We start from the raw sequence: 26,611 nt of genomic DNA, 5'->3' as shown, positions 1-26,611 counted from the left end.
GCCGTTCTCTCGGCGGCAGGTCAATGGAGGAAGCCATACCCGGACTGCTGCGCGGCATCGCCTGTTCAACCCTCGGGCCGGCGGAGACGCTGTTCGATCCGTAGCACGCTCCGGCCGACCGCAGGCTCGGTGCCGCTGCGGCGGGCGTGCCCGGCAATCCGACTGTGACGCCCGGTGGTTGACTTCGCCAGCCTGGCCTCAGTGGTGGAAGCCTACGCGGTCCGCATCGTGAGGGCGGCCTTCAGTGAGGTGCTTGATCGCTCTGCGCATGTCCTCGGCGAGGAGTTCGATTTCGTCCCGGTCGACGCCGTGCCGCACCAGGACACGCTGGATGATGGTCTCCTGGCGGTCCGGCGGCAGCGGGTACGAGGGCACCTGCCAGCCGCGTATCCGCAGCAGGTCGGAGAGGTCGTACAGACTCCAGCTGACCGAGTCCGGGTCGGTCAGCGTGTAGGAGACGGCCGGCAGTGCGCCGGCGCCGTCGTAGAGCAGGGTGAAGGGGCCCATCTCGGCGACCTGTCGGGCGAGGTGTTGCGCGGTGTCGGCGCAGGCCTGGTAGACCCGCCGGTACCCCTCGCGGCCCAGGCGCAGGAACATGAAGTACTGGGTGACGACCTGTCCGCCGGGGCGGGAGAAGTTCAGGGCGAGGGTCGGCATGTCGCCGCCGACGTAGTCGACGTGGAAGACCAAGTCGTCCGGCAGGGCGTCCCGGTCGCGCCACAGCGCCCAGCCGACGCCGAGCGGGGCCATGCCGTACTTGTGGCCGGAGGAGTTGATCGAGGCCACCCGCGGAAGCTGGAAGTCCCAGGCCAGGTCGGGGTGGAGGAACGGGGCGATGAAGCCGCCCGACGCCGCGTCGATGTGCAGCGGGACGTCGAGGCCCGTCTCGGCCTGCAGGCGGTCGAGTTCGGCCGCGATCTCCGCCACCGGCTCGTAGGTGCAGGTGTAGGTGACGCCGAGGATCGCGACGACGCCGATGGTGTTCTCGTCGACGTACTCGCGCAGCTGGTGCGGCTGAAGGCCGGTCGCGCCGGGCTCGACCGGGACCTGGCGCAGCTCGACGTCGAAGTAGCGGGCGAACTTCTCCCAGCACACCTGCACCGGCCCGCACACCAGGTTCGGACGGTCGGTCGACCGGCCGGCGGCCCGCCGCCGGTCCCGCCACCGCCACTTCAGGGCGAGGCCGCAGAGCATGGCAGCCTCGCTGGAGCCGGTGGTCGAGCAGCCCACCGCGTTGCCGCCCCCGTCGGCGCGGGCGGGCGCGTGCCAGAGGTCGGCGAGGATGTTCACACAGCGCGACTCGATCTCCGCGGTCTGCGGGTACTCGTCCTTGTCGACGATGTTCTTGTCCAGACACAGGTCCATCAGCCGGCGGACCTCGTCGTCCGCCCACGTCGTGCAGAAGGTGGCCAGGTTCTGCGCCGCGTTGCCGTCCAGGAGCAGCTCGTTGCGCAGCAGCTGGAAGACCACGGACGGCGGCGAGGGGAACTCCGGCATGGACCGCTTGGGCAGCGGGCGCTCGCTCAGCGGCGAGGCGAAGATGTCGACGGCCGGGTCGGCTGCCGGCTCCTGGGCGTTGTGCAGAGCCACCAGTCACCTCACGTATCGGTCCTCAGATCCGAATCAGACACTACGGACCCGGCCCAGGGCTCGGCATGAGGACATACGCCATCCGGGCACGAAACGGCGAGCCCGTACTCCGGATGCCGGAAACGAGCCGTGCGGCTTCGATTACCTGCTGAGCTGAGCGTTCTTTCACCTCAGGGCGGCGTTCCCGGCGTCCAGTTGTGCGCAGGCACCGCCCGGTGCTGCCGGGGCTTCTGCCGTCGCGTGGTCCCGTCGAGAAGGACGCCATGGGGTAGCTGGGTGGTGCTCGCACGCCGGTTGCCGTCAATCACACGACCATGGCGCGCCAGCAGGGCTGCGTCCTCCCGGGGCCGCGGCTGGTCGGCCCACGCAGTCCAGCAGCAGGCCCGGCCGGATGTCGAGACCAGGCCCCCTCCTGCCGCCACGCCAACGCGACGCACACGAGTAGTCGGCTCAGTCCTGCGGACGGTGAGCGAGCGCCGTCAGCAGCCGTTCAGAACCTTCACCAGCCTCGACGCGCTCGTCCTGACGGGTGCCGGGCCCCTTCCGTGGCCCGGGAACAACCCAAGAACCCTGCACCCCGTCCATCGCGTCCGCCGTACCGCGGCAGACCCATTCCACCGTGAACGACTGCCACGCGAACGGCCCCGGTGCCGCGCGGACCGCACCGCAACAACCCGCACATCGCCGGCCGGGACCGACACCGCCATAGAGAATCACCGTACGCGGGAGCACCAACAGACTCTCGACTGTCACGTGCCGACACTCTCCCGGGGTAGGGCGTTCGGCACGTCGGGAGGGTGCCGGCACCCACGGACACGGCCTCGGACGGACCCACCCCGGCGGCATGTCCCACCACGATCGCGCACGGTCCCACGCGACAATGACGATCCGACCGGCCGCATCCCCGGCTTGGCAGAGAGGACGGCTTGGATGAGCAGCAGCGGCGCCTGGACCGCGGCGGCCGTGGCGGCCGCCACCGGCGGCTACGCGCTGTTCTCACGTCGGCTCGGCTCGACGCCGCTGTCGGCGCCGATGCTGTTCACCGGCCTCGGCGTGCTCATGGGCCCCGCCGGTCTGGACGTCATCGACCTGGAACGCGACGCCGGCCCGGTGCGCACGCTGGTCGAGGCGGCGCTGACCCTGGTCCTCTTCGCCGACGCGATGACCGTGCGCCGTCGGGACCTGCGCACCGGTGGCTTCCTGCCGCTGCGCCTGCTGGCCTTCGGCCTGCCGGTCACGATCGGAGCCGGCTGGCTGCTGGCCTGGCCCCTGCTGCCGGGCCTCACCGGCTGGGAGCTCGCGCTGCTCGCTGCGATCCTGGCCCCGACCGACGCGGCGCTCGGTAGAGCAGCGATGACCAGCCCTCGGGTGCCGCCGCTCGTCCGTGAGGGCCTGAACGTCGAGAGCGGCCTGAACGACGGGCTGGTGCTGCCGTTCTTCGTCCTGTTCCTGGCCGCGATCCCCGGCACGGCCACCTCCGAGGAGGGCGTGGACGGGGTCTTCTGGCGGACCCTGTTGCTCAGCACGGCCGCGGGCCTGGCCGTCGGCTGGGTGGGCGGGCGCCTGCTGCCCTGGTCGCAGGCCAGGCGCTGGGTGACGGGCGAGTGGCGGCAGGTCTTCGTCCTGGCCGTCGCCGTCGGCGCGTACACGGTGGCGACGGCAGTGGACGGCAGCGGGTTCATCGCCGCCTGGACGGCCGGGTTCGCGTTCGCCCTCGGACTGCGCCAGGCCCCACCGCTTCCCGTGGACGGATCCGGCGGGCAACCGGCCGAGCTGTCCGAGTACCTAGGCGGGCTGCTCGCGACGCTGAGTTTCCTGGTCTTCGGCGCGGTGCTGCTTGGCCCGGCTATGGAACACATGGACTGGCGGACCGTCACGTACGCGGTGCTCAGCCTGACGGCCGTGCGGATGGTACCGGTGGCGCTCGCGCTGGCCGGTGCCGGCTTTCGGTGGCCCACCGCGGCCTACATCGGCTGGTTCGGGCCGCGCGGTCTGGCCTCCGTGGTCTTCGGGCTCCTGGTAGCGGAGGAGAACGTGCCGGGCGTCCACCAGCTCGGCGTGGTCGTCGCGGCCACCGTCGGCCTGAGCGTGCTGGCCCACGGCATGTCGGCCCCGTTCCTCGCCGCCCGCTACGGAGCCTGGTACCGGGCCGCGAAAGCCCGCACACCCGATCTCCGCGAGGCTCTGGCCGCACCGGAGCCAGCTGGTCAGGCCCGGCCGGTGCGCCGCCGCCTGCGCTGAGGCCCGACCTGAAGAGCTCGGGCCGCGTACCGCTTTCGGCGGCTGATCGGCCGGTGATCCCTCCCGTGCGCTCTGTTACCACCATCGTCCCGCCGCCACTCCCTGGTCGCTGCCGGAGTCGTCGCTGCCGGCGCCGGGAGGCTGCCCGCCATCGGGTGCCCCGTGGCCGTCCTGGCCGGTGCGACCTGGTGGCCCGGCCATCATCCGGCTTCCGTTCCCGGCGAAAGGGGCGCACAGGTTCCGTTTCAGTCCAGCGTGCCGCGCCGACGGAGCGGCGGTGCTGGTGTCGGCACGAGCGGTCAGGTGGACTGGGCGATGCTGCGCGTTCCTCACTCAGGTGCGTGGCACCCGTCTCCGGACAATGGCAAACCCCCAGGTGTCGTTACGGGGTGGGGCGCAGGGCGGCCGGGCACTCGCGTTCCCGGCCGCCCGCTTCCGTGCCGGCGCTCGAACGACAGGCCGCCAATCGGTGGTCTGTGCCTGGGGCCCCTCAAAGTCAGGGCGAGCCGCGGGGAGAACGCCCGGTGGGGCCTGGGGGAGCGGGTATGCACAAGGCGGGTGAGGACTGGGGCGGTCAGGCGGTACCTGGTGACCTTTCCGAGCCGGGCCGGATCCCATGCTCGGCAGCGCCGGGTCGTGGAGCATGCTCGCGGCGTCCGGGGAGTTGCCGGATACGAGGTGTACGCGGACGCCGACGGCAGGCTGCGCGTGGAGATCATCGAGGTGTGGTGCTGCCGGCCGCAGACGGGCGCGGGTACGTTGCCGCACGCTTCCAGGACCTCGACGCGGTGGGCGTCGGCGCCCCGATCGTGATCGAGACCCGCGACCGCTGGTACATCGACCGGGTCGACGGTGTATCGCCGCGTACTGCCCCCGACGACACCGGCATCGTCGAGCCGGTGCCAGCCGGTCCCCTGTACCCGGCCGGGCCGGTAGCCTGCGCAGGCCCCGCTCGCACTGGTCGCGCACCGAGCGGTCGCGGCCACCGGCCAGCCCTGGGTAGGGGTCGGACGTTGCGTCGCGCCGAAACCAGCCGGCTGGCGTTTCGCGCGTATGCGTCAGCCGGTCGGTGTGCGAGGAATGGACCATGAACGACGCAGGCTCCTTCGGCCACCGGAAAGACAGGGAAGCCGAGCATTCGACCCGCGACACTCCCTCCTGCTGCTCTCCCGGCCGCTCGGCGGGGGCGCCCGGCGAGTCAGGGCCGCCCATGTTCTCGACGTGGCCGGTCGAGCGGTTTGACGCTGCCCGGACCGGCCTGCGGGTGATCCGGCTGGACGGCGGCTGGTTCCGCATGGGCAGCGATGACGCGCTCGCCTACCCCGCGGACGGCGAGGGGCCGGTGCGACGGGTCCGGATCGGCCCTTTCGTCATCGATCCGCACTGCGTCAGCAACGCCCGCTTCGCGTCGTTCGTGGCGGCCACCGGCCATGTCACCGATGCCGAGCGCTACGGGGCCTCGTTCGTCTTCGGCGGCCTGCTGCCCGACGACTTCCCGCCCACCCGAGCGGTCGCTGCCGCTCCGTGGTGGCGCGAGGTGCTCGGCGCCGACTGGAGGCACCCTGAAGGACGTGACTCCGACCTGACGGACCGCCAGGACCACCCGGTGGTCCACGTCTCCTGGAACGATGCCCTCGCCTACTGCACCTGGGCCGGGCTGCGACTGCCCACCGAGGCCGAGTGGGAGTACGCCGCCCGTGGCGGACTCGAGCAGCAGCCTTTCCCCTGGGGCGACGAACTCCGCCCCGGCGGCCGGCACCGGATGAACGTGTGGAACGGCTCCTTCCCCGACCACAACACGCTTGAGGACGGCCACCTGGGCACCTGCGCTGTGGACGCCTTCCCCCCGAACGGCTACGGCCTCCACAACATGACCGGAAACGTCTGGGAGTGGACGGCCGACTGGTTCCTCCCCACCGGGCACGCCACCGGCCCCCGCGCGGACCCTACCGGCCCCGCGACCGGCACCGTGCGCGCCCTTCGCGGCGGCTCCTACCTCTGCCACGCCTCGTACTGCCGCCGCTACCGGGTCTCCGCCCGAATGCCCAACACGCCCGACTCCTCCACCGGCAACATCGGCTTCCGCTGCGCAGGCCCGGCTGATCGATGACCGGCACGTACTTTCCCCTCTGCGCTTCCTGGGGTCACTCGCGCCGGTCGACGTGCTCCGCGGGAGACTACGGCACGCGCAGGAGCGCGCTCGGATCGCTCGACCACCTGGTCCTTGCGGCCGTCGCGGCCGAGCACGACGCCCCCGCGACCGCCCGGGCCCAGCTCGACCTGGCAACTGCGCAGGACCGTTCCCGGAACCCGGCGCGGTCGCGTAGGCCACTGCCGTCGCTTCCCGGCCGACGCCGCCTCGGGCGACGGGAGAGCGCGCGCCGTCCTCTTCACGATCGGCTCGGCCCCGCCTCTCAGCGGCCCTACGCGACCTCGGCATCTGTGACGGCGCTATCGAGCTCGAGACCTCGGTCAATCGCCAAGGCCACGGCTTCCAGCGCGCAGTCTGGTCATGCCCCTTCTGGTACGACCTGGGCCGACAGTGAGCTTGGGATCAGCGCCGGTCCCGGCGGTCCTCCCGGCGGTCTTGACGGTCGTCCCGGCGGTCCTCGCGCCGGTCACTGCGGCGACCGACCCCGTGGGCGACGACAGCTGCCGTGCCCGCGACAGCCGCTGTGCGAGCAACGGGGGCGCCGATGACCCCACGTCGACCTCTGCGCATGGGCCCGAGTGGCATCTCATTCTCCTTCTTCGTCGGCTTCGATCGAGGCCAGGATGGCCTGGATCGGAATCCGGCCGTTGGCGATGAGCTGGCCTCCCGAGCGGCGTGCGGCGGCGGCGAAGGGACCCGCCCACAGGTTTTCCCAGACCAGCACTCCGGCGGTCGTGCCGGGTTCCATGGCGGCGGCCAGGTTGATGACGTCCTCTTCGGCGAGCAGGCCCGCCAGCTGCGCCTCTGCGGCGCGCAGTTCGCCGGCGTCTTGGAGGTCATCGACCTCCACGACGTCCAGCTCGCCGTCTGCCCCCTTCGTCAGGATGACCAGGTCTAGGACCCGGATGGTCCCCGAGGCGACCAGCTTGTCTAGCTCTGCGGCCATCCCGCCGGTGAAGTGCGAGGTGGCCGGCGGGAACTCGACGACGAGGTAGTCGACCGGTCCCAGTTCGTCGGTGTCAGGTGATGTCACGTCTCAGCTTCCGTTCTCTCAGTGAGCACCGTTCGAGGTCAAGCACCTTGCTCGGTGACCGACAGGTTCTGAGACCTCAGGTTCAGACCGGCCTACTCGCCCGGTCCAGCTCAGAGCGCCCACGTGATGAAGATGTCGACAACGATGGGCAGGATGGCCCCGAAGGGGTGAAACGCGGCCGGAGGGTCGGACTCCGCCCGACTAAGGAAGCCGGATCGGTCCTCGCTGGTCGGAGTGGGTCCTCGACGGACTCCATCGCCAGCCTTACACGGTGGCTGTAGGCCCGCATCCTGACCGAAGTCCCGGCCGGGAGGCGGCAGATGCCAGCTATTTCGACCGTGACCAGGCCAACGCCGAACTCAGCGAGCAGCAGGCTCAGCGGGACATCCGTGAGCGGACCGGTGACGGTCGGTGCCACGGCCATCCGGCCGGGCCTCGTCCGCTCCGGCCGGCTCGCAGCCAGGGGCGAGGCCCGGAGGCGGTGCTACGTGGTCGGTCCCGACCTGTGGGAGGAGTTCGTGAACCCAGGCCGCTGCGTGATCTGTATCCGTAGACACGACCGGTCGGCGATCCCATGCACGAGTCCGCACTCACCCGGTATCCGAGTCTGTGCTGACCTGGGTCTGTACGGTCTTGGGTTCCTGTTCAGTTCACATGCGATTGTCGCTCAGAGCGATGGCACGAGAGCTGGAGCTCCTCGTGGAGAGAGGGAGGTCGCCGCCGCCCGCGTCCATGGCCGTCGCGCCCAGACGGCGGTGATGACCGCGGTCCTGCCCACCGACCCGCCTCGCGGCATCGAGGTCGAGGTGACGCTCCCGGGCGCCCTCGGCGGCGATCCGGTATGCATCATGCTTGTGGATGGCGAACGCAGGCCCATGCCCGCCCGGGAGAGGTTCCCCGGCGGTCGCGGCCGACGGAGGCGTCCTGGTACTCCTGACCGTGCCCGGGCGCCTGACCAGGCGTGTCGGCGACGGCCTCGGCCAGCAGGACTCGGCCTCCCCGCAGATGGCGCGCTGAACCAACGCGACGTGCCCATACTCCGTCGGTCGGCTGGGTGGCCCGGGCGGGGCCGTGGAGATGATCGTAGACGCCTGTTCGGTGCGGCTGGGGTGAGGCCGTGGCAGGCATCCCGGCAAGCCGGGATCTTCACGCGGGAATCGTCGGCGGCTTCTCGGTGGTCGGCTCTCCCCGCACGTGTGGAACCGGGCGTCGAAGAGCGTTTCCCGGTGCACCGATGCCATACCGGGGGACGGCACGGCTGAGCGGGGGTCGAAGCCGTGTCCTGCTTGACTCGTCAGGCCGGTCCCAGGACAGTCACGTTGAGTGTTCGCTGTGGATCGCCCGCTGGAGGCCTGCGCGTGTCCGACTATCCGACCGGGGTTGTGACGCACCGTGGCCGTTCCGTGGGAGCCTGTCGGTGACCACGGACCAGATCCTCGTCGGTCTGGGGCTGACCGTGGTGCTCGCGGTCGGTTCCCAGGTGCTGGCAGCTCTCCTGCGTGTTCCGGCGTTGATCGTCCTGTTGCCGGTCGGGTTCACCGCGGGGGCGCTGACCGACGACATCAATCCCACCAACCTGCTGGGCCCGGCCTTCTCGCCGCTCGTGTCGCTGTCCGTGGCGTTGATCCTCTACGACGCCGGCCTCGGCCTCGATCTGGCTCACCTCAAGGGACACACCCGGCGTGTCGTGACCAGGCTGCTCTGGCTCGGCGTCCTCCTCACATGGGCTTTCGCGACACTCTTCGCCGAACTGTTCCTCGGGATGTCCAGCCGTGCCGCAGTGATGCTCGGGGCGATCCTCGTCGTCTCCGGACCGACGGTCGTCGGTCCGCTGCTCAGCTTCGTGCGACCGGTGGAGCGCCTTCAGCGGATCCTCACCTGGGAGGGTTCGCTGATCGACCCGATCGGCGGCATTCTGGGCGCCCTGGTGTTCCACTCGGTGACCTCCAGCACGTCCGAGTCGCTGGGCCGTCAGATCCTGGCGTTCCTGGGGAGCATCGCGGTAGGCCTGGCCGGCGGTGTCGTCGGCGCCGTGGCACTGTGGCTCCTGCTGGGAAGGCTCCACCTCCCCGAGACGCTCGGCACCACGGCCCAGCTCGCCGCGGTGATCGGTGTGGCCGCGGCCTGTGATGCGATCCGGGACGACACCGGGCTGATCGCCGCCGTCGCCATGGGAGTGGCCGTCGCCAACCTCAAGGCCTTCGACGTGCCCGCGCGCAACCCGTTCTTCGAGACGGTTGTGCAGCTGGTCCTGGGGCTGCTGTTCATCTCGATCTCGGCCACCATCACCCCCGACTCCCTGAAACACCTTGTGCTGCCGACGCTCGGCCTGGTCGCCGTGCTCGTGCTTGTCACCAGACCGCTGGTCGCGGCGATTTCCACCCTCCGCACGGATCTCACCAAGGGCGAGCGCGCCTTCGTCGGGTGGATGGCACCACGGGGAATCGTGGCGGCCGCCAACGCGTCGACCTTCTCCGCCTCGCTGGTGGCCGACGGGGTCGGCGGGGCCTCGAAGATCCTCCCGGCCACCTTTCTGGTCATTGTTGCGACCGTGACGCTCTACGGCTTCACGGCGGTGCCCGCGTCGAGGCTGTTCGGCGTCAGACGGCCCGCCCGCTCCCGGCCGCTGCTGGTGGGAGGTTCCCGATGGGTGGTGGACCTGGGCCGGGCCCTGAAGTCCGCAGGGCTGGACGTACTGATGTGGGCGGGACTCGAACGGGAGCGCGACCGGATCAGGGAGTCGGGACTCGAACTCGCACCGGGCGAGCTGCTGGCGGCGGCCACCGGGCAGGGCGCCGAGATCGAGGGCATCACCGCCGTACTCATGCTGACCGACGAGGACGACTTCAACGCGCTCGCCGCGACCATGTTGCGGGGCAACCTGGAGGGCCCGGTCTACCGCGTCGGGCCGACCCGCCGCAGACACGGGGTCGTGGCTCCGTCCACCGGTGGCAAGATCCTCTTCGGTGACGCCCTGACCGGGCCTGCCCTGGCACACTGGTATGCCGAGGGGGCCAGGATCGCGGCGCTGCCGGTCCAGGACGGGATCCCGGCCGGAGCTGCCCTCCTGTTCCGGGTGCGCGCGGACGGAGCACTCGCCCCGGTGATCGAGGACGGTACTCCGCTCCCGAAGGAAGGAGACATCGCCGTGCTGCTCGGCCCCCCGCCGGACGGGCCGGACCAGCCGGGCAGGTAAGGGCGGCCCGGCCAGAGGCAACCGCCCGGACCAGGACATTGGGCCCGCCTGAACGACCATCACTTCACCGCCGCCGGCACAGCAGCGGTGAGCCGGCCGGTGCGCGGCGGAGATCGGGCGGCCTCTGAAGGCCACCGCCGGCCTGGTGGGCTCTTGGCGAACATCGGCGCGTACCCCGCAGCCACCAACACCGGCGTACGTCCCCTTGCGCCCGAGACGCTCGCCCGGGAGAACGGCGTCATCCGAGCGGCCTTGCCGAGCACCCCCGATGGCGACTGGGAGGCGCGCTGCTCAGCTTCACAGCAGACTTGCCACATGGTGTTCGCACTGCTCGCCGTGCTGGGCGTGAACCTGATCGTGATTGTCCTCCTTCTGGCTGGAGTGCTGGCGCGACGACGTTGGATCCGCCGTCAGCCGACCGCCTTCGCGGGCGCGATCCGGGTGGTCGAGGGCGCGGTGACGGGGTTGTCCGCCAGATGGCGGCGCGGATACGGCCGCTGGGTACGCGATGTTCTCGTCTGGGAGAAGGCCCCCTTCCTGTTCCGAAGCGGATTCGTTCTGGCTGACGGCCTGGCGGGGCCGGACCGAGCAGCCGAGCCGGGCGAGGTGAAACGTCTCGGGAAGAGCGTCACGGTTGTGTCCGGGCGGTTGAGGGCGGTGCCCGGCTAGAGACCGCCGCTCCGGTGGGGGACCGCGAACGGGCACACGGTCAATTCCGCCCTCCCGAGCGGACCACGGGCGCTTCCTGAGGTCGCGACGCAGGCGGCGAACTTCGATTCGTCGTTCGCTGGAACGCGGAGGCAGGCAGCGATGCTGTTTCGGTCTGCCTTGGCGTGGCGGTGACTCGCTGTCCGACCGTCCGACTCTGGCCAGAGGCTGGGATGTACGACCTGACCGCTCCGGCGATCGGGTGACCGTGCGCGGTGACGATCTGCCGTCTGTGGGGCACGTTGCCGGATGGAGCGGCGGCTTGCCTCGGGCGCGGACACAGGGTCGCACCCGGTGGCGGTAGTGGCGGGGCTTGGGGAGGGGTGTCGAGGTGCCGCCCGCGGCTCTCCTCGCGGGCATGGCCAGTCCGGCCGGCTGCCGGTCGTGGTCGGCGTCCGGGTTGCTCGCGGATGATCACCGCCCGGATGCTGCCCGACGCGGCAGATCGAGGACCTTCCCGACGGCCACTGGAACCTGCTCGCCGACCGCTGGAGAGCCGTTCCCAGGACGCTCGTGTGGGACAACGAAGCCGGTGTAGGCAAAGGGCGGGCTGGCCGGTGCGTTCGACGCGGTCGCGAGTCTGCTCGCAATCAGGGTGATCTTGTGTCGGCCCCGCGATCCGGAGGCCACGGGCCTGGCCGAGTGCGCCAACCGCCACCTGGAAACCAGCTTCCTGCCCCGCCGGGTCTTCACAGGTGCCCCGAGGATTTCAGCAACCAGCTGATCGCCCGGCCGCTGATTGCCACCAGGCGCCGGCACCGCCCGCTCGATGCCCGGCCTGTCGACCGCTGGTAGGCGGACCGCGCCGCGATGCCGCCCGTCCTGCCCGTTTATGGCCGCACTGGTGGCGATTCCACACCCGTATCGGCTGCGACCACTACGTCCGCGTCGGCACGGTTTGCTACTCGCCCATCCTCGCGCCATCGGGCGGACGGCATGGTTCGGTCGGACAATGAGGAGGCCGCCGTCATCGCCGGCAACGACATCGTGGGCCGCCATACCCGCCGCTGGGCCGGGCACCGGGCCTCACTGACAGAGCGCGACGCCGCGGCCCGCCTCCTGCACGGTGAGGTCATCCACCAGCAGGCCGCCGCGCGGGCGGCCACCGCCCCTACCGCGATGCCGGGCCCCGGACAGCCCCGGCATCGCGGTCGAGCAATGCGACCTGGACACTTACGACCGAATGTTCACTACCTTCGGGAACGGCACCGGACCGGAGGACACCCGATGCCCCGCAGCACCACGACTGCCGCCGCCGACGCGGCCGAGGCGATGGCCAGGCGGTACACACGGGGCCGGCAGGCCGCCGCTGACCTGGCCTTCCTCGCCGGTGCGATGGATGAAGGCCCCCACGCTGCCGGATGTCGCCGAACGGTTGGCCGAGCGCGCCCAGGCAGAGTCCTGAACCCATCTCGAATCCTTGGTCGCCCGTCTCTGGGGCGAGGTCGCCGCCCCAGAGATAGCCAAGGCTGCGAGGCCACATCCGCGCTGCCCGCCTCCTGGCAACCGGGACAAGGGGAACCGGGACCGCCACCTGCTCTCCGCCGTCTGACATGCCAACAACTCGTCCATCTGGGTACATTGGACTTTCCAGCGGACCAGGAGAATGCCGCTTCCCTGGGACCGCCGGGCACCGGAAACGCCCGCCTCGCCACTGGGGCTCGCGGTCCGGGCCTGCCAGGTCGACTCGGCCGTTACCGCTGATCGTGATCGACGAAGTGGGCTGCATCCCGGGCGAGGCCCAGTCGCCAACCTGCTTCCTCCAGTTCGTTTCGAACGGATACGAGAGGGCCGGCGTGACCGTCACCGCGAACAAGCCCTTCGGGCGCTGGGGAGAGCTCCTCGGCGACGAGACCGTCGCCGCCGTGATGATCGACCGACTCGTCCACCACACCAAGGTCCACATCCTCAGGGCGAGTCCTGTGGCATGCGGGCCGCGAAGTCGGCCGGGTCCCCCAACGCCAGAGACAACGACTGAACATGACCACCGACGACACAAGAGCGTCAGAACTCCACCGTCCAAAGTGGGTCACGGTTCAGCCGCCGCCGACAAGTGCCTCAGGGACTCATGGGATTGGCCTTCCCCGACCGACCCGCGGCTGGTGTTTGTGAACGGGAGGTAGGAAAACGATGAGTGAGCTTGACCGCACGAAGCTTCCGATACGCAGGCCGCCGTTCCAGGGGGTGAGTAACAGAACACTCGACGGATCGAAGCCGGACTGGGACCTCATCGGGCACCCGGAGCCTCCGGAGGGCGCCCCGAACGTCCTGGTGGTGCTGATCGACGACGCCGGCTTCGGCAACCCGAGCGCGTTCGGCGGACCCATCAACACCCCACGCTTCACGCAGATGGCCGAAGCGGGCTTGCGGTACAACCGGTTCCACCTGACGGCGTTGTGCTCTCCGACGCGTGCGGCTCTGCTCACCGGGCGGAACAGTCACACGGTCGGCTTCGGCTCGGTCGGTGAGTTCTCCAGCGGTTTCCCCGGCTACACGGCCATTGTTCCGCGTGACTGCACGCCGTGGCCACGGGTGCTGTCGGAGAACGGATACAGCACCGCGGCGTTCGGGAAGTGGCACCTGACCCCCGACGGTGACCAGGGCCCGGCCGGACCGTTCGGGCGGTGGCCGAACGGATGGGGCTTCGACTACTTCTACGGCTTCCTCGGCGGTGACGCGGGCCAGTGGGATCCCTGCCTCGCCGAGAACCAGAAGATCATCGGTACTCCGGAGCGCTTCTACGACAAGGAGAACCCCTACTACCTGCCGGACGACATGGCCGACAAGACCATCGAGTGGCTACACGGGGTCCGGGCCCAGAACGCCCGCCAGCCGTTCTTCGCCTACTTCGCCACCGGGTGCAGCCATGCCCCGCACCACGTGGCCTCCGAATGGGCGGACAAGTACAAGGGCAAGTTCGACCAGGGCTGGGACCGGCTTCGCGAGGAGGTCTTTGCCCGGCAGAAGGAACTGGGTGTGATCCCCCCGGAGGCGGAGCTGACAGCCCGTGACGAGGCCTTCCCCGCATGGGACGACGTCTCCGACCGGCTGAAGGCCTACTACGCCCGCCAGATGGAGGTCTACGCGGGATTCTCCGAGAACGCCGACCACAACGTCGGGCGGGTCATCGACGCGATCGACGAGCTCGGCGAGCTCGACAACACACTGATCATCTGGATCTGGGGTGACAACGGCGCCAGCATGGAGGGCACCATCACCGGCTCGTTCAACGAGATGACGATGCAGAACGGCATCCCGCTCACCGACGAGATGCAGCTCCAACTGGCCGAGCGCTACGGCGGCATCGAGGCCTGGGGATCCCAGATCATGGACCCCCACTACTCCGCCGCGTGGGCATGGGCCGGCAACACCCCGTTCAAGTGGGGCAAGCAGGTCGGTTCGCACCTGGGCGGGACACGCGACCCGATGGTCATTCACTGGCCGGCCCACATCACCGACCCCGGAGCACTGCGCTCGCAGTTCACCCACATCACCGACATCGGGCCGACGATCCTGGACATCGCCAAGATCCCGGCCCCCTCCCACGTCGACGGGATCGAGCAGGAGCCCCACCACGGCGTGACCTTCGCGGAATCGCTTATCGACCCGGCTGCGCCGGAACGCCATACACAGCAGTACTTCGAGAGCATCGGCAACCGCGCCATGTACAAGGACGGCTGGTGGCTGGCGATGCGCACCGAGCGCATTCCGTGGGTGATCACACCCCATGCGCTCAGGCCGTACGCGCCCGGCGTCTGGGATCCGGACGCAGACCCGACGGAGCTGTACTACCTGCCCGACGACTTCAGCCAGGCCAATGACCTCGCCGCGGACCACCCAGAGAAGGTACGGGAGTTGAGGGAGCTCTTCTGGCAAGAGGCGGAGAAGTACAAGGTGCTCCCCCTGCTCGCCACGCTGTCCGCCTTCTTCGGCATCCTCCCGCCGCGGCCGGATGTGGACCACTTCGAGTACCGGGGAGACGTCCAGAACGTCATGTCGGGGATGATCCCGCGCATCTACAACCACTCGTACACGATTAGTGCCGATCTGGTCGTCCCGGCGGAGGGTGCCGAAGGCGTGATCGTGGCCGAGGCCGACCATCTGGGCGGGTTCTCGCTCTTCGTGCAGGACGGCAAACTCACCCACACGTACTCGATGATGGGCGTGTTCGTCTACCGGCAGCAGGCCGACGTGCGGTTGCCGAGCGGTGAGGTGAACGTGCGCATGGAGTTCGTGGCTGACGCGCCGAAGCCCGCCACCGGAGGACAGGTCACCCTGCTGGTCGACGGCAAGGCCGTCGCCACCGGCCGCATGGACCACACGGTCCCGATCCGGTTCTCCGCGTACGCGGGCATGGACATCGGCCGTGACAACGGCGGGGTCGTCGACCTCAGCTACGAGGACAAAAAGCCCTTCGCCTTCACCGGCACCGTCAAGAAGGTCGTCTTCGACATCAAGTCGCACCCGTCGGCCGACGACGAGGACGCGTTGCACACGGCCGCCCACCACGGGCACGCCGGGCACGGACTCTCTGCGTGAGGCGCGCTCACGTCCGCAGAGCAGAGGAGAACCGATGAAATTCGACGACGAGACGATCGACGTCCTGATCGGCGGCTACATGTCGAAGGACGCGGCCCAGGAGGACTACGAGGCGGCCCTGGCCAGTGGCGGCTACCTGCACGGCGCGGTGGTCGTCAGCAAGGACCTCGACGGCGAGCTGTCGGTGGAGCAGACCGACCACATGGTTCGCGAGGGCGCAGCGGGCCTGGGCTCCGTAGGGTTCGTGGTCGGTCTGTTCGCGCCACCGCTGCTGGCCGCGACCGCGGTCGGCGCGGCGATCGGCGCCGGGGCCGGCAAACTCCTGCACCACAAGACGGCCGCCAAACTGGAGGAACAGGCCGGGGCCACCATTCCGCTCGGTGGCGCAGGACTGATCGTCGCCTACCCGCACTCGGCGGCCGGGAAGGTCGAACCGGCGGTGACGCGCGCCGTCAGGAAGGTGGTCGGTGAGGCCGAGGGGCACCACGTGCAGGCCCTGAAAGGAGCGATCGCCGACGCACAGCAGAAGATGAACGAGGCGGACCCTGACGCTTCGGGGAGCACGTGATGTCTCGGCGAGCCGGGTGAAGCAACAGAGCAAGGCGACTGTCTGATCGCAGGGCCCCTTCCCGCCGAAGCACCCACGTCCGGAGATTCGACAGATTCTTCGGTTCCTGCTCCCCAGTCAGACGCTCGTAGCAGGTCAGGCGACCGGCCGGCTCCCGAAGCCATCGAAGGCGATCGACCGCAGGACCGGCACACCAACACCGTGTAGGAGAGGGAATGGCAACGCTTCCCCGCCGTCCGCAGACGGCACAACACGATCTGAGTACGGCGCTGGCAGCGGTGGAGGCGGCGTACGAGCGCCTGATGACCGTTCCCCGACCGGACCCGGACTCCATGCTCGATCTCCAGAGCCGAGCACGTGAACTGACCGACGCAGCCCTTCAACTGTCCGAGGAAGCACCGCACGCGCGGCACGCGAGGATCCGGCGTCGCTGCGCGGGCGCCGACCGCAGCGTGCGGTGGATCCTGCGGCACAGCCACTGACGCACCGGTCACCGGCATGTCCGCTCCCCACCGAAATTCGGCGGGGAGCGGAAGCCAGTCCGTCGCGGTCAGCAGCTACAGTTCGGCCGGCATGGTGAGCACAGATCGGCGCGCCACCTACCCACGCGTGAAGGAATCCGCCAGGGGCCGCGTCGGCGAACCCAGCAGGCGTGCGTCGCCGCAGAGCTGGACGGTCAAGCCGGTGTTCGGCATGGCTCCCAGGTCCGGCGGCCATGACCGCGGCTGCGCCGCGAAGGATCGCGAACGGGGAGGCCCGCCATCCGGCCGTAGCGGATCGGCAGTAGCTCAACCACCCGGTCGGCGGCCTGCCGCTCCAGCACCCCGGCCGGATTGGGCCGGCCCGTCGCCGCGATCCACCGGCCGTGCGACGCCCGGCCGACGCCCTTACAGGCCGCGCGGCCGCGCCGGCGCGCCCTCAGCAGGACTGGTCATGTTCAGCTCCTTGTTGCCCCCATCTTCTGCGCCTGGGCGCACCGCCCCGGAGGCACGTTCTACTTCTCCAACATCGCGGCCCCGAACCCGTACGCCGCCCTGCTGACCCACATCGGCCGTTGGAACCTCGTCGAACGCACCCCCGCCGACATCGAGGCCGACGTCCGCGCCGCCGCGCCGCCGGAAACCGTCACCGGACCGGACAACACCGCCGATGCCACCGGCCTGAAGCTTCTCGCGACGGTGCGGCGCGCGCTGACGAGCCGGGGTGATCCCCGCAGCCGGCGCCGTGTTCCTCCCTGACACAGCATCGGTCGTCAGTCGAGGCCTTCGACGATGCGGAAGTCGCGCTCGACGCCCTCAGCGAGTACGGCCAGCGCCTCCTGGTAGGCCGCACTCGCGCGTGCGGCGACCGCTTGTTCGAAGCTGTCGAACTCGATCAGGACGGTGCGCTCGGCGGTTCCGGCGTCGTGTGCGACGACCCGGCTGCCGCGGGAGAGCAGCCGCCCGCCCGCGGCCTTGACGGCTGGACCGGCCAACTTGTCGTAGGCAGCAAGCCTCTCAGGGGCTGCGATGGTGCGGTAGACGCTGACCCAGTAGCCCTTGGCCACGGTACCTCCTGTGTTCGGAACTGATGATCAGAAGCATGCTCAGATCCATGGCCGGCGCGCTGTGGGTCAGCGAGCTGACGGAGACGGCGTCGAAGTCGGACGGCTTCGACCAACCGGCTGGGGCTGCGAGCCAGAGCCGGTCGAGTCGATGACCGGCCTCGCCGGAAGGGCGGCGGCCCGAACTGGAACGAAGAGGAGCCGACAAGCAGGTACGAGTCGCACCGAGACGACGTGATCGGCCCATCAACCCTGAGCCCCAGCCACAGATGCCGCAAGAACTGGCCGGGCCTCTCACAGGAGCAGTTCGACCTGCTGCACACCGGCACCCTCGCCTTGAGCACGCGGGCCTCAGCGCATGACCGTGCGCACGATCGCTGCCTGGCCGCCGACTCGGATCCGGTGTCCCGTGCGGTCGCGGTGGACGGTCACTGTGATGGTGGACGGGCTGCCGAGGTGGTCACCCATGTCGACAGCAAGGCGGTGTGTGCCGAACCCGGCAGCATGCGCTGCCAGGCAGGCCGTGCTGTTGGCGTTGGCGATGTCCTCGGGGACGCCGATCGACGGGGCGAACATCCGGGCTGTTGCTCGGCCGTGTCGGTCCGGGGGCGAGTAGGCGTAGCAGCCCAGCAGACCGTAGCGGTCACAGGCTGCGCGCAACAGGGTCAAGTCCGGCGTGAGTTCGGCCAGTGCGGCGCGGGACCGGACGGGCAGCAGAAGCCTCGGCCGCCCGTTCGACGCCACGCAGGCGTCGCCGGCGACCGCGTCCTCCGTCAGTCCGAGGCCGCCTGCGACTTCCCTCAGTTCGGGTCCACCGGCGCTACGCAGGCTGACCGGGCCCGGGTCGAACGACGCGATCAGGCTGTCACCGTTTCGGCTTGCCCGACCGTCGAAGCTGCGGTGGGCCGTACGCAGGACGGCGCGGTAGTCGTGGTCGCCGCCTTCCCGTTCGGCGAGCACAGCGAGGGCGGCGACGGTGCCGTGGCCGCATGCGGGCAGTTCGTCCTGGGCGGTGAAGAACCGCAGTGTGTACGCGGGCTGACGACGCTCGATTCCGGTCGCGCGGAGGAAGACGGCGTGCGATGTTCCCAACTCCGTGGGAATGCGGCATCGCTCCTCGTCGGTGAACGGCGCATCGTCCAGAACGGCGGTCGGGCTGCCACCCGCGCCGTCTCGCTGACACGCGTCGACGACCGCTACCTCGGACATGGCACCGGGCCGGTGGTCAGCAGCATGGTCAGGTCCAGTGCGGGCGGGCTGTGCGTCAATGCCCCGACCGAGATGAGGTCGACGCCCGTCCCGGCGATGGCGAGAACTGTGTCCAGGCGGATGGTGCCCGAGGCCTCCAGCAGGATCCGGGAAGCGTCGGCCCGCCCGGCCCGGAGCTTCACGACCTGCTCGATGTCGGCCACCGGCATGTTGTCGAGCATGATCCAGCGGGCTCCGGCGTCGAGGGCCTCGACGGCCTGAGTGACGGTTTGCACCTCGACTTCGCTCTCCACGGTCTGCCCGGTGCGCGCCATCCCGCGCCCGACCGCCTCGATCGCGGCGGTCACCCCGCCCGCCGCGGCGATGTGGTTCTCCTTGAGCAGGACCATCGCCGCGAGATCGGGGCGGTGGTTGTGGCCGCCGCCGGCGGTGACCGCGTACTTGTCCAGGGCGCGCAGGCCCGGCGCCGTCTTGCGCGTGTCCAGGATGCGCGCCCTGGTCCCTGCCACAGCTTGGACGTAGCGGTCGGTCAGTGTCGCGATGCCGCACATGCGCTGCAGGAAGTTCAGCGCCGTACGCTCCCCGGTGATCAGGCTGCGCGCCGAACCGGACAGGTGCACCAGGACCTGGCCGTCGGCCAGTCGTGCGCCGTCGACGACGGCCGGCTCGACCTTGACCTCGGGGTCGACCTGCGCGAAGACCTCGGCGACCACGGGGATGCCGGCGGCGATGCCGCTTTGCCGGGTGCGGATCTCGGCCGTGGCCGTCAGGTCATCGGGAACGCTCCACACGGTGGTGATGTCCTTCCATGACTCGTCCTCGACCAGGGCGGCAGCGGCGGCGGCCCGTGCCGCCGCCGAGGGAAACTCGGTCGTGGTCATCTGGCCTCCAGCTCTGAGTGGACGTCGGCTTGGTGTCGGCAACCGCTGACGAGGCAGCACTGAAGTTCCGCTGGGCCGGTTTGCAGGACCCGGTGGATCCTGTACTCGATCTCCCGCGTGCCGGTCACCCGTCCCCCCGCCACGAACAGGTTCCGGGTGAGCCGTCCGTGCGACTCGGCGCCGACGTCGAACTCGGGGCACCATGCGCATGTACTGGTCCTCCCAGCCGGTCTCGCCTCCGTCGACTCGGGCTTTCAGGAACTCCTCTCACCCAGGTTGTCAGGGCAGGTGCCACGACACCCACCTCCGTTTCGATTTCCGAAGCGGTCACCGATGCTAGCGTGTCGGAATCCGAAGCATCAACCCTGGAGAGCTGGACGTCCCGACATGGCAACACCCAGACCTGGCGAACCTGTTCGCGGCTCGACCACCGGCCGCCCCCTCATGGCCGCACTCGATGTGTTCGGGCGGCGGTGGAGTCTGCGCATCCTGTGGGAGCTTCGCGCGGGTCCGCTTGGATTCCGCCCCTTGCAGAAGCGGTGCGACGACATGTCCTCCAGCGTGATGCGGCAGCGCCTGACTGAACTGCTGGAAGCCCAGGTGATTCACCAACTACCGGACAGTCGCTACGAGCTCACCTCGCTGGGACAGGAGGCGCGCCACGCCCTGAACCCCCTCGCCCGCTGGGCGGAACGCTGGGCGGCCACGATCGACCCGCAAGGGGCGGACCACGCCGACGACCAGTCCGCCGGCCGCGTCCCACACCCGGACACCGTGGGCGACGGGACGCCGGAGAGGGACTCCGCAGACTGACGCCCCGACCCGCACCGGAGGGGGGCGGGACCGCCGGGTCCGGCATCGGCGACATATCCGGGCCACGTCGAAGACACGGCCGATGGGGATGTCCGCCAGACCGCTGAAGGCCTCCCAGCCAGCCACAGCCTGTCCTGGGTAGTCACAGGCTGCGGCAAGCCACATCTCCGCCCTGTGAAGGCGCGGGGCAAGCAGGGCCGCCGGGGGTGCTCGGCGGCTGGCGGCGCGGATGATGGAGGTCTACCACGGCAAGCGGCGGAGGAAGGCACCGGCTGCGCAAGACGATCTGGGCCGTTCAGGCTTCGGCGGGCTCTTCGGCGGGTGTGGCGCCCTGGACCTGCGGTTTCGGGCTGGGTCGGCCCGGCAACAGGAGGCAGAGCGGAACAGCCGCGGCGGTGAACGCGGAGGCCCACCAGAAGGCGTCACCGAATCCCGAGGCCAGGTCGGCGGGCGTGAGGGCACCGGTGGAGGTGCTCTGCAGAGTCATGGCGAGGACGGCGGTGCCCGCGGAGCCGCCGACCTGCTGGGCGACGCGGCTGATGCTGGAGCCTTGGGGGATCTCCTCGGGCTTGAGCCCGACGGCGTCGCCCATCAGCGTGATCACGGCCGCGCCCAGTCCGATGCCGCGCACGGACAGCGCGGCCATCAGCGCGGTGTTGCTCGTGGAGGCGGTAACGAGGCGGAACGGTACGGTGGCTGCGCAGGTGATGGCGAAGGCGGTGATGGCGACCGGGCGCGGCCCGAAGCGGTCCGTTTAGCGGCCGGCGAGCGTGCGGGAGGCGAGCCGGCCCACACCCTGCGGGATGAGCAGCGGTGTGGCGCCGAGGGCGTCCTGGCCGCGCACCTGCTGCCAGTACAGCGGCAGCAGCAGCCTGTGAGTACCTCCTGGAGCCCCGATACGGGAAGCCTGCGGGAGGACGTACTCACCCTCACGCGGGAGACCAACGCCACCCTCCTCCAGCTCGCCGCCGCCGCTCTCCAGGGGTGCGGTAGCGGTCAGCGCGAGCGGGCAGTGAGGGGGAGCGGAACACCGCTTCGCGGCCTTCGAGGTGCGTGGTGTGCGCTTCGGCGCCGTAGCCGAAGAGCAATGAAGAGCAATACCGGCAAGACCCCGGACCCGAGGCCGTTGTCCCGTAGTGCAAGTCCACTCTCATCATCAGGGCCGACTTGCTATTCTTGGCCCATGCACACCGGCGAATCGACGACGACACCGCAGGCCGCGACGGGCCGTGTGAACCAGAAGCTACGGACGCGCCGGGCGATCGTGCAGGCGGCCGTCGAACTGATGCGTACGGGCCGCGATGTGACGATGCTTGAGGTCGCCAAGTCGGCTCTGGTGTCCGAGGCCACGGCCTACCGGCACTTCCCCGACCTGCCGAGCCTGCTCCAGGAGGCCATGGCCGGAGAGATGCCCGCCCCGGAGGAGGCGCTCGCGTCGGTCGCGGACTCCCGCGACCCGGCGGAGCGGGTCGCCGTCGCGACCGAGCACCTGCTGCGTACGGTGCTTACCTACCAGGGGGCGACCAGGGCGATGATCGCGGCGACGATCAGCCGCCCCGAGTTGGCCGGCGCTCGGCCGGCCATGCGCTTCGGGCTGATCGACCATGCGCTCGCCCCGCTGGAGGACACTCTCGGGGCCACGGACCCGGCTGCGGTGCGGCAGCTCAAGAACGACCTCGCTGTCGTCGTCAGCGCCGAGGCCCTGTTCGCGCTGACCGACCTGTCGCGGCTGGACCCCGAGGAGGCGATCGCCAGCGTGGTGCACACGGCCACTGTCCTCACCCGGGCCGCGCTGGATGGCGCCGCACGGCACTGACGGCTGACGGTGCGTCACGCTTGTGCGCCGCCGCGCGCCCGGGGCGCGGTGTCCGGGGCGGTCACCCGATCGGCCGGGATGCGGGCCGCGACCCAGGTGGCGCGGCGGGTGGTGATCGCCAGGCCGAGCGCCGCGATCAGCAGTCCGCCCGCTGCCAGCGTCCACCAGCCCGGGTGGCTGGCGGCGGTGAACCCGGCATGGCCCGGAGTACGGGTGCGCGCGGCGACGATCGAGCCGAGGACCGCGACACCGAGGTTGTTGCCGACCTGGCGGCCGGTGGTGGTGATCGCGGCGGACACCCCGGCCCGGGCGCGCGGCATGCCGGCCATGGCGGTGCTGGTGATCGGGGTGTTGACCAGGCCGAATCCGGCGCCGAGCAGCAGGTAGGCAGCGAGAAGTACCGGCCAGGGTGTGGTGGGGGTGAGCATGGTCAGTGTCAGCGCCGCGGCGGCGATCAGCAGGCCGGCGGCGACCAGCGGGGGGCGTGGGCCGCGCGCGGCGGTCAGGCGCCCCGACAGCGGCGAGGCGAGTGCGATGCCGACGGCCATGGGCACGGTCAGCAGGCCGGCGTGCAGCGCGCTGTAGCCGCGCACCTGCTGGAGGTACAGGGTGTCGAGGAAGAGGAAGCCGGACAGCACCAGGAACGCGGTGACGGCGATGACGAATGCGCCGGTGAACGGGATCGAGCGGAAGAACACCGGGTCGACCAGGGGCTGTTCGCGGCGTCGCTCGTAGCCGGGCAGCGCCGCGAGCGCGACCGCCGACAGGACGAACAGGCCGATGACGGGGGTGCTGCCGCAGCCCTGGCGCGAGCCTTCGATGATTGCGAAGATCAGCGAGGTCAGGATGGTGACGACCAGCACTTGGCCGACCGGGTCCGGGCGTCGTGTGGCGGCGGCCCTGGATTCGGGCACGAGGACGGCGGTGAGCAGCAGGGCGGCCACACCGATCGGGAGGTTGATCCAGAAGATTGAGCGCCAGCCGGCCGAGGCGACCAGCAGGCCGCCCACCACTGGCCCTGCGGCCACCGACAAGCTCACCGTGGTGCCCCAGAGCCCGATCGCGCGGGCGCGTTCGCGCGGATCGGGGAAGGCGTGGGTGATGATCGACAGGGCGACGGGGTTGAGCATGCTGGCGCCCAGGCCCTGGGCGACGCGGAAGGCGATCAGCCACCCCAGGGTCGGGGCCAGGGAGCAGGCCAGCGAGCCGGCCGTGAACAGGGCCAGCCCGGCCTGGAACACCCGGCGCCGCCCGATCCGGTCAGCGGTGGATCCCGCGAGCATCATGAAGGCGGCGACCGCCAGGGTGTAGCCGTCGACGGTCCACTGCAGGCCGCTGACCGAGGCGTGCAGATCGTGGCCGACGGCAGGCAGGGCGACGTTCACGGCGGTGGTGTCCAGGGCGGTGATCAGCAGGCTCAGGCAGCACACCGCCAGAACGGGCCCTCCCCGCCGGCGCCCGCCGCCGGCTAGGGGCTGATGCATCGTCATTTCGTTCCTCCTTGGTGAGTGGTGGCGCGGGTTTTGAAAGCACCGCGCCCGCCGGTCCGCGAGGGGCGCGGCGCGGCGGGCGCGAGTTCGACCTGGTGTGGCGGGGTTACCGGCCGTCGGGCTTGACGTCGGTGTCGATGAAGTCGCCGATCGCCTCGAAGACCGCGGCGGGCTGCTCGATGTGCGGGAAGTGCCCGGCCTGCGCGATGGGCTGGAAGGTGGCGCGGGGGAAGGTGTCGGCGAGGGCGCGCTCGTACTCCAGCGGGGCGATGCCGTCCTGCTCACCGGCGATCACCAGCACCGGGACACTCACCCGGTGCAGGCGGCCCCGCAGCTTCGGGTCGTAGCAGAACGGATCGCCCGCGTACACCGCCAGGACACGCTGGTTGGCGGCCATCGCGGCCAGTTGCTCCGGGCCGAGCGCGGCCGGGTTCGGGCGCAGCTGCGGGTTGTGGAAGGCCAGTTCGCCGGTCCTGGCAGGGCCGAGCTCGGCGGGGTTGGCCAGCTGAAGCGGGGGCTCGGGGGCGATGCCGGTGGAGGCGAGCAGGGTCAGGCAGGAGATCCGCCCGGCGTTGTCGCGCAGCGCCGTCTCGGCGGCGATCCAGCCGCCGACCGAGCTGCCGGCCACCATGACGCCGCGCAGGTCGAGTACGTCGAGCAGGTCCAGGTAGGCGGTGGCCAGGTCGGCGACCGTGTCGGTGGATTCCGGCCGGGGCGTGCCGTCGAACCCGGGGTGGGTCGGTACGACCACGTAGGCGTGCTGTGACAGGGCGGCGGCGAAGCCCGCCATCGAGCGGGGCCCGGCGCCGCCGTGCAGCACGAGCACGCCGGTGCCGTCGGTGTTCTCGCCGAACTCCTGGATGGTGACGGCGAAGCCGCCCGGAAGGTCGATGGTGCGGGTGGTGCTGGTGGGAGCGGAGACGGTCATCGGATGGCTTCCCTTGGTTGCTTGGGCACTTGGGCAATTGGGTGCGGAGACGGGGTGCGGCGGTGTGGTGGGCTGGGTGCTTCAGGCGAAGTCGGTGGCCGGTTCGGTGGCGTACCGACTCATCGCCTCGATCGTCGACTCCGGGGTGAGCGGCCGGCCGCTGGCGATCATGTCGCGCAGGTCCCGGAAGTAGTTGACGTAGAGGTCCGGGGTGAAGGTGTTGAGCAGCACTGTGGTGCCGTCGGTCGGGTTGGCGAAGGTGTGCGGGGCGCCGGGCGGGATCATGACCAGCGTCCCGGCGGGCGCGTCGTACACGGTCTCGCCGACAGTGAACCGGGCCGCACCGGACACCACGTAGAAGCCTTCGTCGTGCCGGGCGTGGCGGTGCTGCGGCGGGCCGTCGGTGTGCAGGGCGAGCGTGATCTCCCCGACGCCCAGGCGGTGCCCGGTCGTGCTGCCGTCCTCCAGGATCCGCATGCGGGTCGGGCCGAGCCGGATCGACTCGCCGCCGTCCGGGCTGACCACCGAGACGTCTGCCATCTGAGCCTCCAGCGAGAGGGATTGCTGTCGTTATTGGGGTTAACTCTCATGAATGTAGGCCGCCGGGGCTCTTTATGCAAGTCAACTCTCACGAGGAGGGATGACTGTCTTTGTCGGGCGCAAGGTGCGACGCGCTGGCGGAAGAAGCGCGGGCTGCATCAGCCGCTGTCAGTGGTCGATCCGGTAACAGGTCGGTCCGGCCGTCCGAGGCGGTCAGACCGCCGTCCACAGGTGTGTGCACCCCGTTGAGATATACGGCGTCGCGACCGGCGAGGAGCGCGATGACGGTGGCGAGCTCGGCCGGCTCGCCCGGCCGGCCCAGGAGCTCGCACTGGCGGCGGTCGAGCGGGCCCGGGTTGCGGTACGGCGTGACAACCCTGGCAGCAGCTCACCTCACGTATAGTGCAGGCGTTTTGGGGACCTGATGAGCACGTCGCCGAGGAGGCCGTTGCATGGAGCCCGTCACGCTGATCACTGGTGGATCGACCGGAATCGGTGCCGCCACCGCCCGCGCCCTCCTCAAGCAGGGCCACCGTGTGGCGTGGTGGCGCTCGCCCTGTTCCAGCGCGCCACCGCCCGCGAGCTGTGGCCGCTGGTCCTGCCCTGTCAGCGCAGCGACCGGCCGGTCCGCGACGCCCCGGGCGACCTGGACGACGCCGGCAGGGTCCGCCAAGAACTGCGCCTGCCCGACGGCCGCAAGCTGTGGTGCCTGACTGCGGCCGGACGCCGCGAAGCTGCCCGCCCTGCTGCCGGCCGAAGCGAAACTCGCCGCGCTGCGCCCGGCGAAGGAGGGCCCGTCGACCGCGTGCTCCGAGCACGCCCTGGACGTCGCCGCTGTCGCAGGCCTTCTCGCCAAGGCGGGCATCGGGCACCTCGCCGCGTTCACCACCGAGGTCGGGCACCCGCTGCCCGGCCACCGCTCCCTGTTCGCCGACATGGTGGTCAACGACCTCGGCGCCGACCTGCCGGTGCTCCTGGTCGAGGTCGACGGGGAGAACGAAGGAACCGGCACGCTGGTGGCCAGGCTCGCCGCCTACCGCGCCTGGTGCCGCCTCCCCGCCATGGGCGCCACCGAGAAGGCCTTCGAGGCTTCCCGGCACCGGACCGCGGATCGATGTCCGGGTCAGCCGGTGTGGGTGAACTCATCGACCGGAACGGCGGGAGACAGGTGGCCGTTCACCTTCACTCGGACGTCGATGGTCTTGGGCTGGAGGGGATCCGGCACCGGCACCGTCGCCCTGATCTGGGTCGGTGAGACCGACGTGACGGTTGCGGTGCGGCTGCCGAAGTACACGGTGGGCGTGGTGCCGAAACCCACGCCGTTGATGGTGACGGTGTTTCCGAGCTTCCCGCTGTCCGGGATG

General features: G+C 70.4%; 22 protein-coding genes and 2 pseudogenes. 13 read left to right on the top strand and 11 right to left on the bottom strand.

Features of this window, described 5'->3' with window-relative positions; all coding sequences use genetic code 11:
* Positions 1–198: 198 nt before the first annotated feature.
* A complete protein-coding gene (locus ACIOFR_RS37570) occupies positions 199–1,590 on the bottom strand; it encodes a glutamate decarboxylase (RefSeq protein ID WP_401004606.1) in 1,392 nt (463 codons plus the stop codon).
* Positions 1,591–2,520: 930 nt separating this feature from the next.
* On the opposite strand from ACIOFR_RS37570, the gene ACIOFR_RS37565 reads away from it, so the two are divergent.
* The 3 genes from ACIOFR_RS37565 to ACIOFR_RS37555 all read left to right on the top strand — a co-directional run bounded on the left by ACIOFR_RS37565 (position 2,521) and on the right by ACIOFR_RS37555 (position 5,941).
* Positions 2,521–3,831, top strand: coding sequence for a cation:proton antiporter (locus tag ACIOFR_RS37565; RefSeq protein ID WP_401004604.1), 1,311 nt, complete (start codon positions 2,521–2,523; stop codon positions 3,829–3,831).
* Positions 3,832–4,146: 315 nt separating this feature from the next.
* Complete coding sequence (locus ACIOFR_RS37560; protein WP_401004621.1) at positions 4,147–4,644, top strand: DUF6296 family protein; 498 nt, start codon at positions 4,147–4,149, stop codon at positions 4,642–4,644.
* A 397-nt stretch (positions 4,645–5,041) separates the two neighbouring features.
* A complete protein-coding gene (locus tag ACIOFR_RS37555) occupies positions 5,042–5,941 on the top strand; it encodes a formylglycine-generating enzyme family protein (protein WP_401004602.1) in 900 nt (299 codons plus the stop codon).
* A 628-nt stretch (positions 5,942–6,569) separates the two neighbouring features.
* On the opposite strand, the gene ACIOFR_RS37550 is transcribed toward ACIOFR_RS37555, so the two are convergent.
* Positions 6,570–7,016, bottom strand: coding sequence for a DUF6325 family protein (locus ACIOFR_RS37550; protein WP_401004600.1), 447 nt, complete (start codon positions 7,014–7,016; stop codon positions 6,570–6,572).
* 1,417 nt (positions 7,017–8,433) lie between these two features.
* Between ACIOFR_RS37550 and ACIOFR_RS37545 the strand changes: the two genes are divergently transcribed.
* From ACIOFR_RS37545 to ACIOFR_RS37520, 6 genes are all read left to right on the top strand, one after another.
* On the top strand, positions 8,434–10,212 hold the full coding sequence (locus ACIOFR_RS37545; RefSeq protein WP_401004598.1) for a cation:proton antiporter: 1,779 nt from the start codon (positions 8,434–8,436) through the stop codon (positions 10,210–10,212).
* Positions 10,213–10,365: 153 nt separating this feature from the next.
* Positions 10,366–10,881: a hypothetical protein gene (locus tag ACIOFR_RS37540; RefSeq protein ID WP_401004596.1), complete on the top strand. Its 516-nt coding sequence runs from the start codon at positions 10,366–10,368 to the stop codon at positions 10,879–10,881.
* A 1,592-nt stretch (positions 10,882–12,473) separates the two neighbouring features.
* Positions 12,474–13,043: an ATP-binding protein gene (locus tag ACIOFR_RS37535; RefSeq protein ID WP_401004595.1), complete on the top strand. Its 570-nt coding sequence runs from the start codon at positions 12,474–12,476 to the stop codon at positions 13,041–13,043.
* Positions 13,044–13,104: 61 nt separating this feature from the next.
* Positions 13,105–15,459, top strand: coding sequence for an arylsulfatase (locus ACIOFR_RS37530; protein WP_401004593.1), 2,355 nt, complete (start codon positions 13,105–13,107; stop codon positions 15,457–15,459).
* A gap of 34 nt (positions 15,460–15,493) precedes the next feature.
* Positions 15,494–16,027 (top strand): DUF1269 domain-containing protein, encoded by a 534-nt coding sequence (locus ACIOFR_RS37525; RefSeq protein WP_401004591.1) that lies wholly within the window; start codon positions 15,494–15,496, stop codon positions 16,025–16,027.
* Positions 16,028–16,242: 215 nt separating this feature from the next.
* Complete coding sequence (locus ACIOFR_RS37520) at positions 16,243–16,509, top strand: hypothetical protein (protein ID WP_401004590.1); 267 nt, start codon at positions 16,243–16,245, stop codon at positions 16,507–16,509.
* A gap of 141 nt (positions 16,510–16,650) precedes the next feature.
* Here the strand turns inward: ACIOFR_RS37520 and ACIOFR_RS37515 are convergent.
* Positions 16,651–16,952, bottom strand: a pseudogene (locus ACIOFR_RS37515) (DUF2252 family protein); the annotation flags it as partial.
* Here ACIOFR_RS37515 and ACIOFR_RS37510 point away from each other — a divergent pair.
* Complete coding sequence (locus ACIOFR_RS37510; RefSeq protein ID WP_401004588.1) at positions 16,861–17,265, top strand: hypothetical protein; 405 nt, start codon at positions 16,861–16,863, stop codon at positions 17,263–17,265. The pseudogene ACIOFR_RS37515 and the gene ACIOFR_RS37510 overlap by 92 nt on opposite strands.
* 14 nt (positions 17,266–17,279) lie before the next feature.
* On the opposite strand, the gene ACIOFR_RS37505 is transcribed toward ACIOFR_RS37510, so the two are convergent.
* The 3 genes from ACIOFR_RS37505 to nadC form a co-directional block, all read right to left on the bottom strand.
* Entirely contained in the window at positions 17,280–17,573 is a 294-nt protein-coding gene (locus tag ACIOFR_RS37505; RefSeq protein WP_401004586.1) for a DUF1330 domain-containing protein, read from the bottom strand.
* A gap of 348 nt (positions 17,574–17,921) precedes the next feature.
* On the bottom strand, positions 17,922–18,779 hold the full coding sequence (locus ACIOFR_RS37500) for a PhzF family phenazine biosynthesis protein (RefSeq protein ID WP_401004584.1): 858 nt from the start codon (positions 18,777–18,779) through the stop codon (positions 17,922–17,924).
* Positions 18,767–19,660 (bottom strand): carboxylating nicotinate-nucleotide diphosphorylase, encoded by an 894-nt coding sequence (nadC, locus tag ACIOFR_RS37495; RefSeq protein WP_401004582.1) that lies wholly within the window; start codon positions 19,658–19,660, stop codon positions 18,767–18,769. The genes ACIOFR_RS37500 and nadC overlap by 13 nt, the downstream gene beginning before the upstream one ends.
* A gap of 444 nt (positions 19,661–20,104) precedes the next feature.
* On the opposite strand from nadC, the gene ACIOFR_RS37490 reads away from it, so the two are divergent.
* A complete protein-coding gene (locus tag ACIOFR_RS37490; protein WP_401004580.1) occupies positions 20,105–20,473 on the top strand; it encodes a winged helix-turn-helix transcriptional regulator in 369 nt (122 codons plus the stop codon).
* Between the two features lie 295 nt (positions 20,474–20,768).
* Here ACIOFR_RS37490 and ACIOFR_RS37485 read toward each other — a convergent pair whose 3' ends face one another.
* Positions 20,769–21,119 carry a hypothetical protein gene (locus ACIOFR_RS37485; RefSeq protein WP_401004578.1) on the bottom strand — a complete coding sequence of 117 codons (351 nt, stop codon included), beginning with the start codon at positions 21,117–21,119 and terminating at the stop codon, positions 20,769–20,771.
* Positions 21,120–21,656: 537 nt separating this feature from the next.
* On the opposite strand from ACIOFR_RS37485, the gene ACIOFR_RS37480 reads away from it, so the two are divergent.
* Complete coding sequence (locus tag ACIOFR_RS37480; RefSeq protein ID WP_401004576.1) at positions 21,657–22,289, top strand: TetR/AcrR family transcriptional regulator; 633 nt, start codon at positions 21,657–21,659, stop codon at positions 22,287–22,289.
* Between the two features lie 14 nt (positions 22,290–22,303).
* Here the strand turns inward: ACIOFR_RS37480 and ACIOFR_RS37475 are convergent, their stop codons facing one another.
* From ACIOFR_RS37475 to ACIOFR_RS37465, 3 genes are all read right to left on the bottom strand, one after another.
* The gene (locus ACIOFR_RS37475) at positions 22,304–23,779 is read right to left on the bottom strand and encodes an MFS transporter (RefSeq protein WP_401004575.1); all 1,476 of its coding nucleotides are present in this window, start codon (positions 23,777–23,779) and stop codon (positions 22,304–22,306) included.
* A 106-nt stretch (positions 23,780–23,885) separates the two neighbouring features.
* A complete protein-coding gene (locus tag ACIOFR_RS37470) occupies positions 23,886–24,707 on the bottom strand; it encodes an alpha/beta fold hydrolase (RefSeq protein WP_401004573.1) in 822 nt (273 codons plus the stop codon).
* 81 nt (positions 24,708–24,788) lie between these two features.
* Positions 24,789–25,247: a cupin domain-containing protein gene (locus tag ACIOFR_RS37465; RefSeq protein WP_401004571.1), complete on the bottom strand. Its 459-nt coding sequence runs from the start codon at positions 25,245–25,247 to the stop codon at positions 24,789–24,791.
* Between the two features lie 452 nt (positions 25,248–25,699).
* On the opposite strand from ACIOFR_RS37465, the pseudogene ACIOFR_RS37460 reads away from it, so the two are divergent.
* A pseudogene (locus ACIOFR_RS37460) lies at positions 25,700–25,789 on the top strand (SDR family NAD(P)-dependent oxidoreductase); the annotation flags it as partial.
* A 581-nt stretch (positions 25,790–26,370) separates the two neighbouring features.
* Here the strand turns inward: ACIOFR_RS37460 and ACIOFR_RS37455 are convergent.
* Positions 26,371–26,565, bottom strand: a complete 195-nt coding sequence (locus ACIOFR_RS37455; RefSeq protein ID WP_401004619.1) for an IPT/TIG domain-containing protein — start codon at positions 26,563–26,565, stop codon at positions 26,371–26,373.
* Positions 26,566–26,611 lie beyond the last annotated feature (46 nt).

The sequence above is a fragment of the Kitasatospora sp. NPDC088346 genome (assembly GCF_044740765.1).
Classification (GTDB): Bacteria; Actinomycetota; Actinomycetes; order Streptomycetales; family Streptomycetaceae; genus Kitasatospora.
Note: the sequence above shows the minus strand (reverse complement) of the source record. Positions and strands in the feature narration are given on the sequence as shown.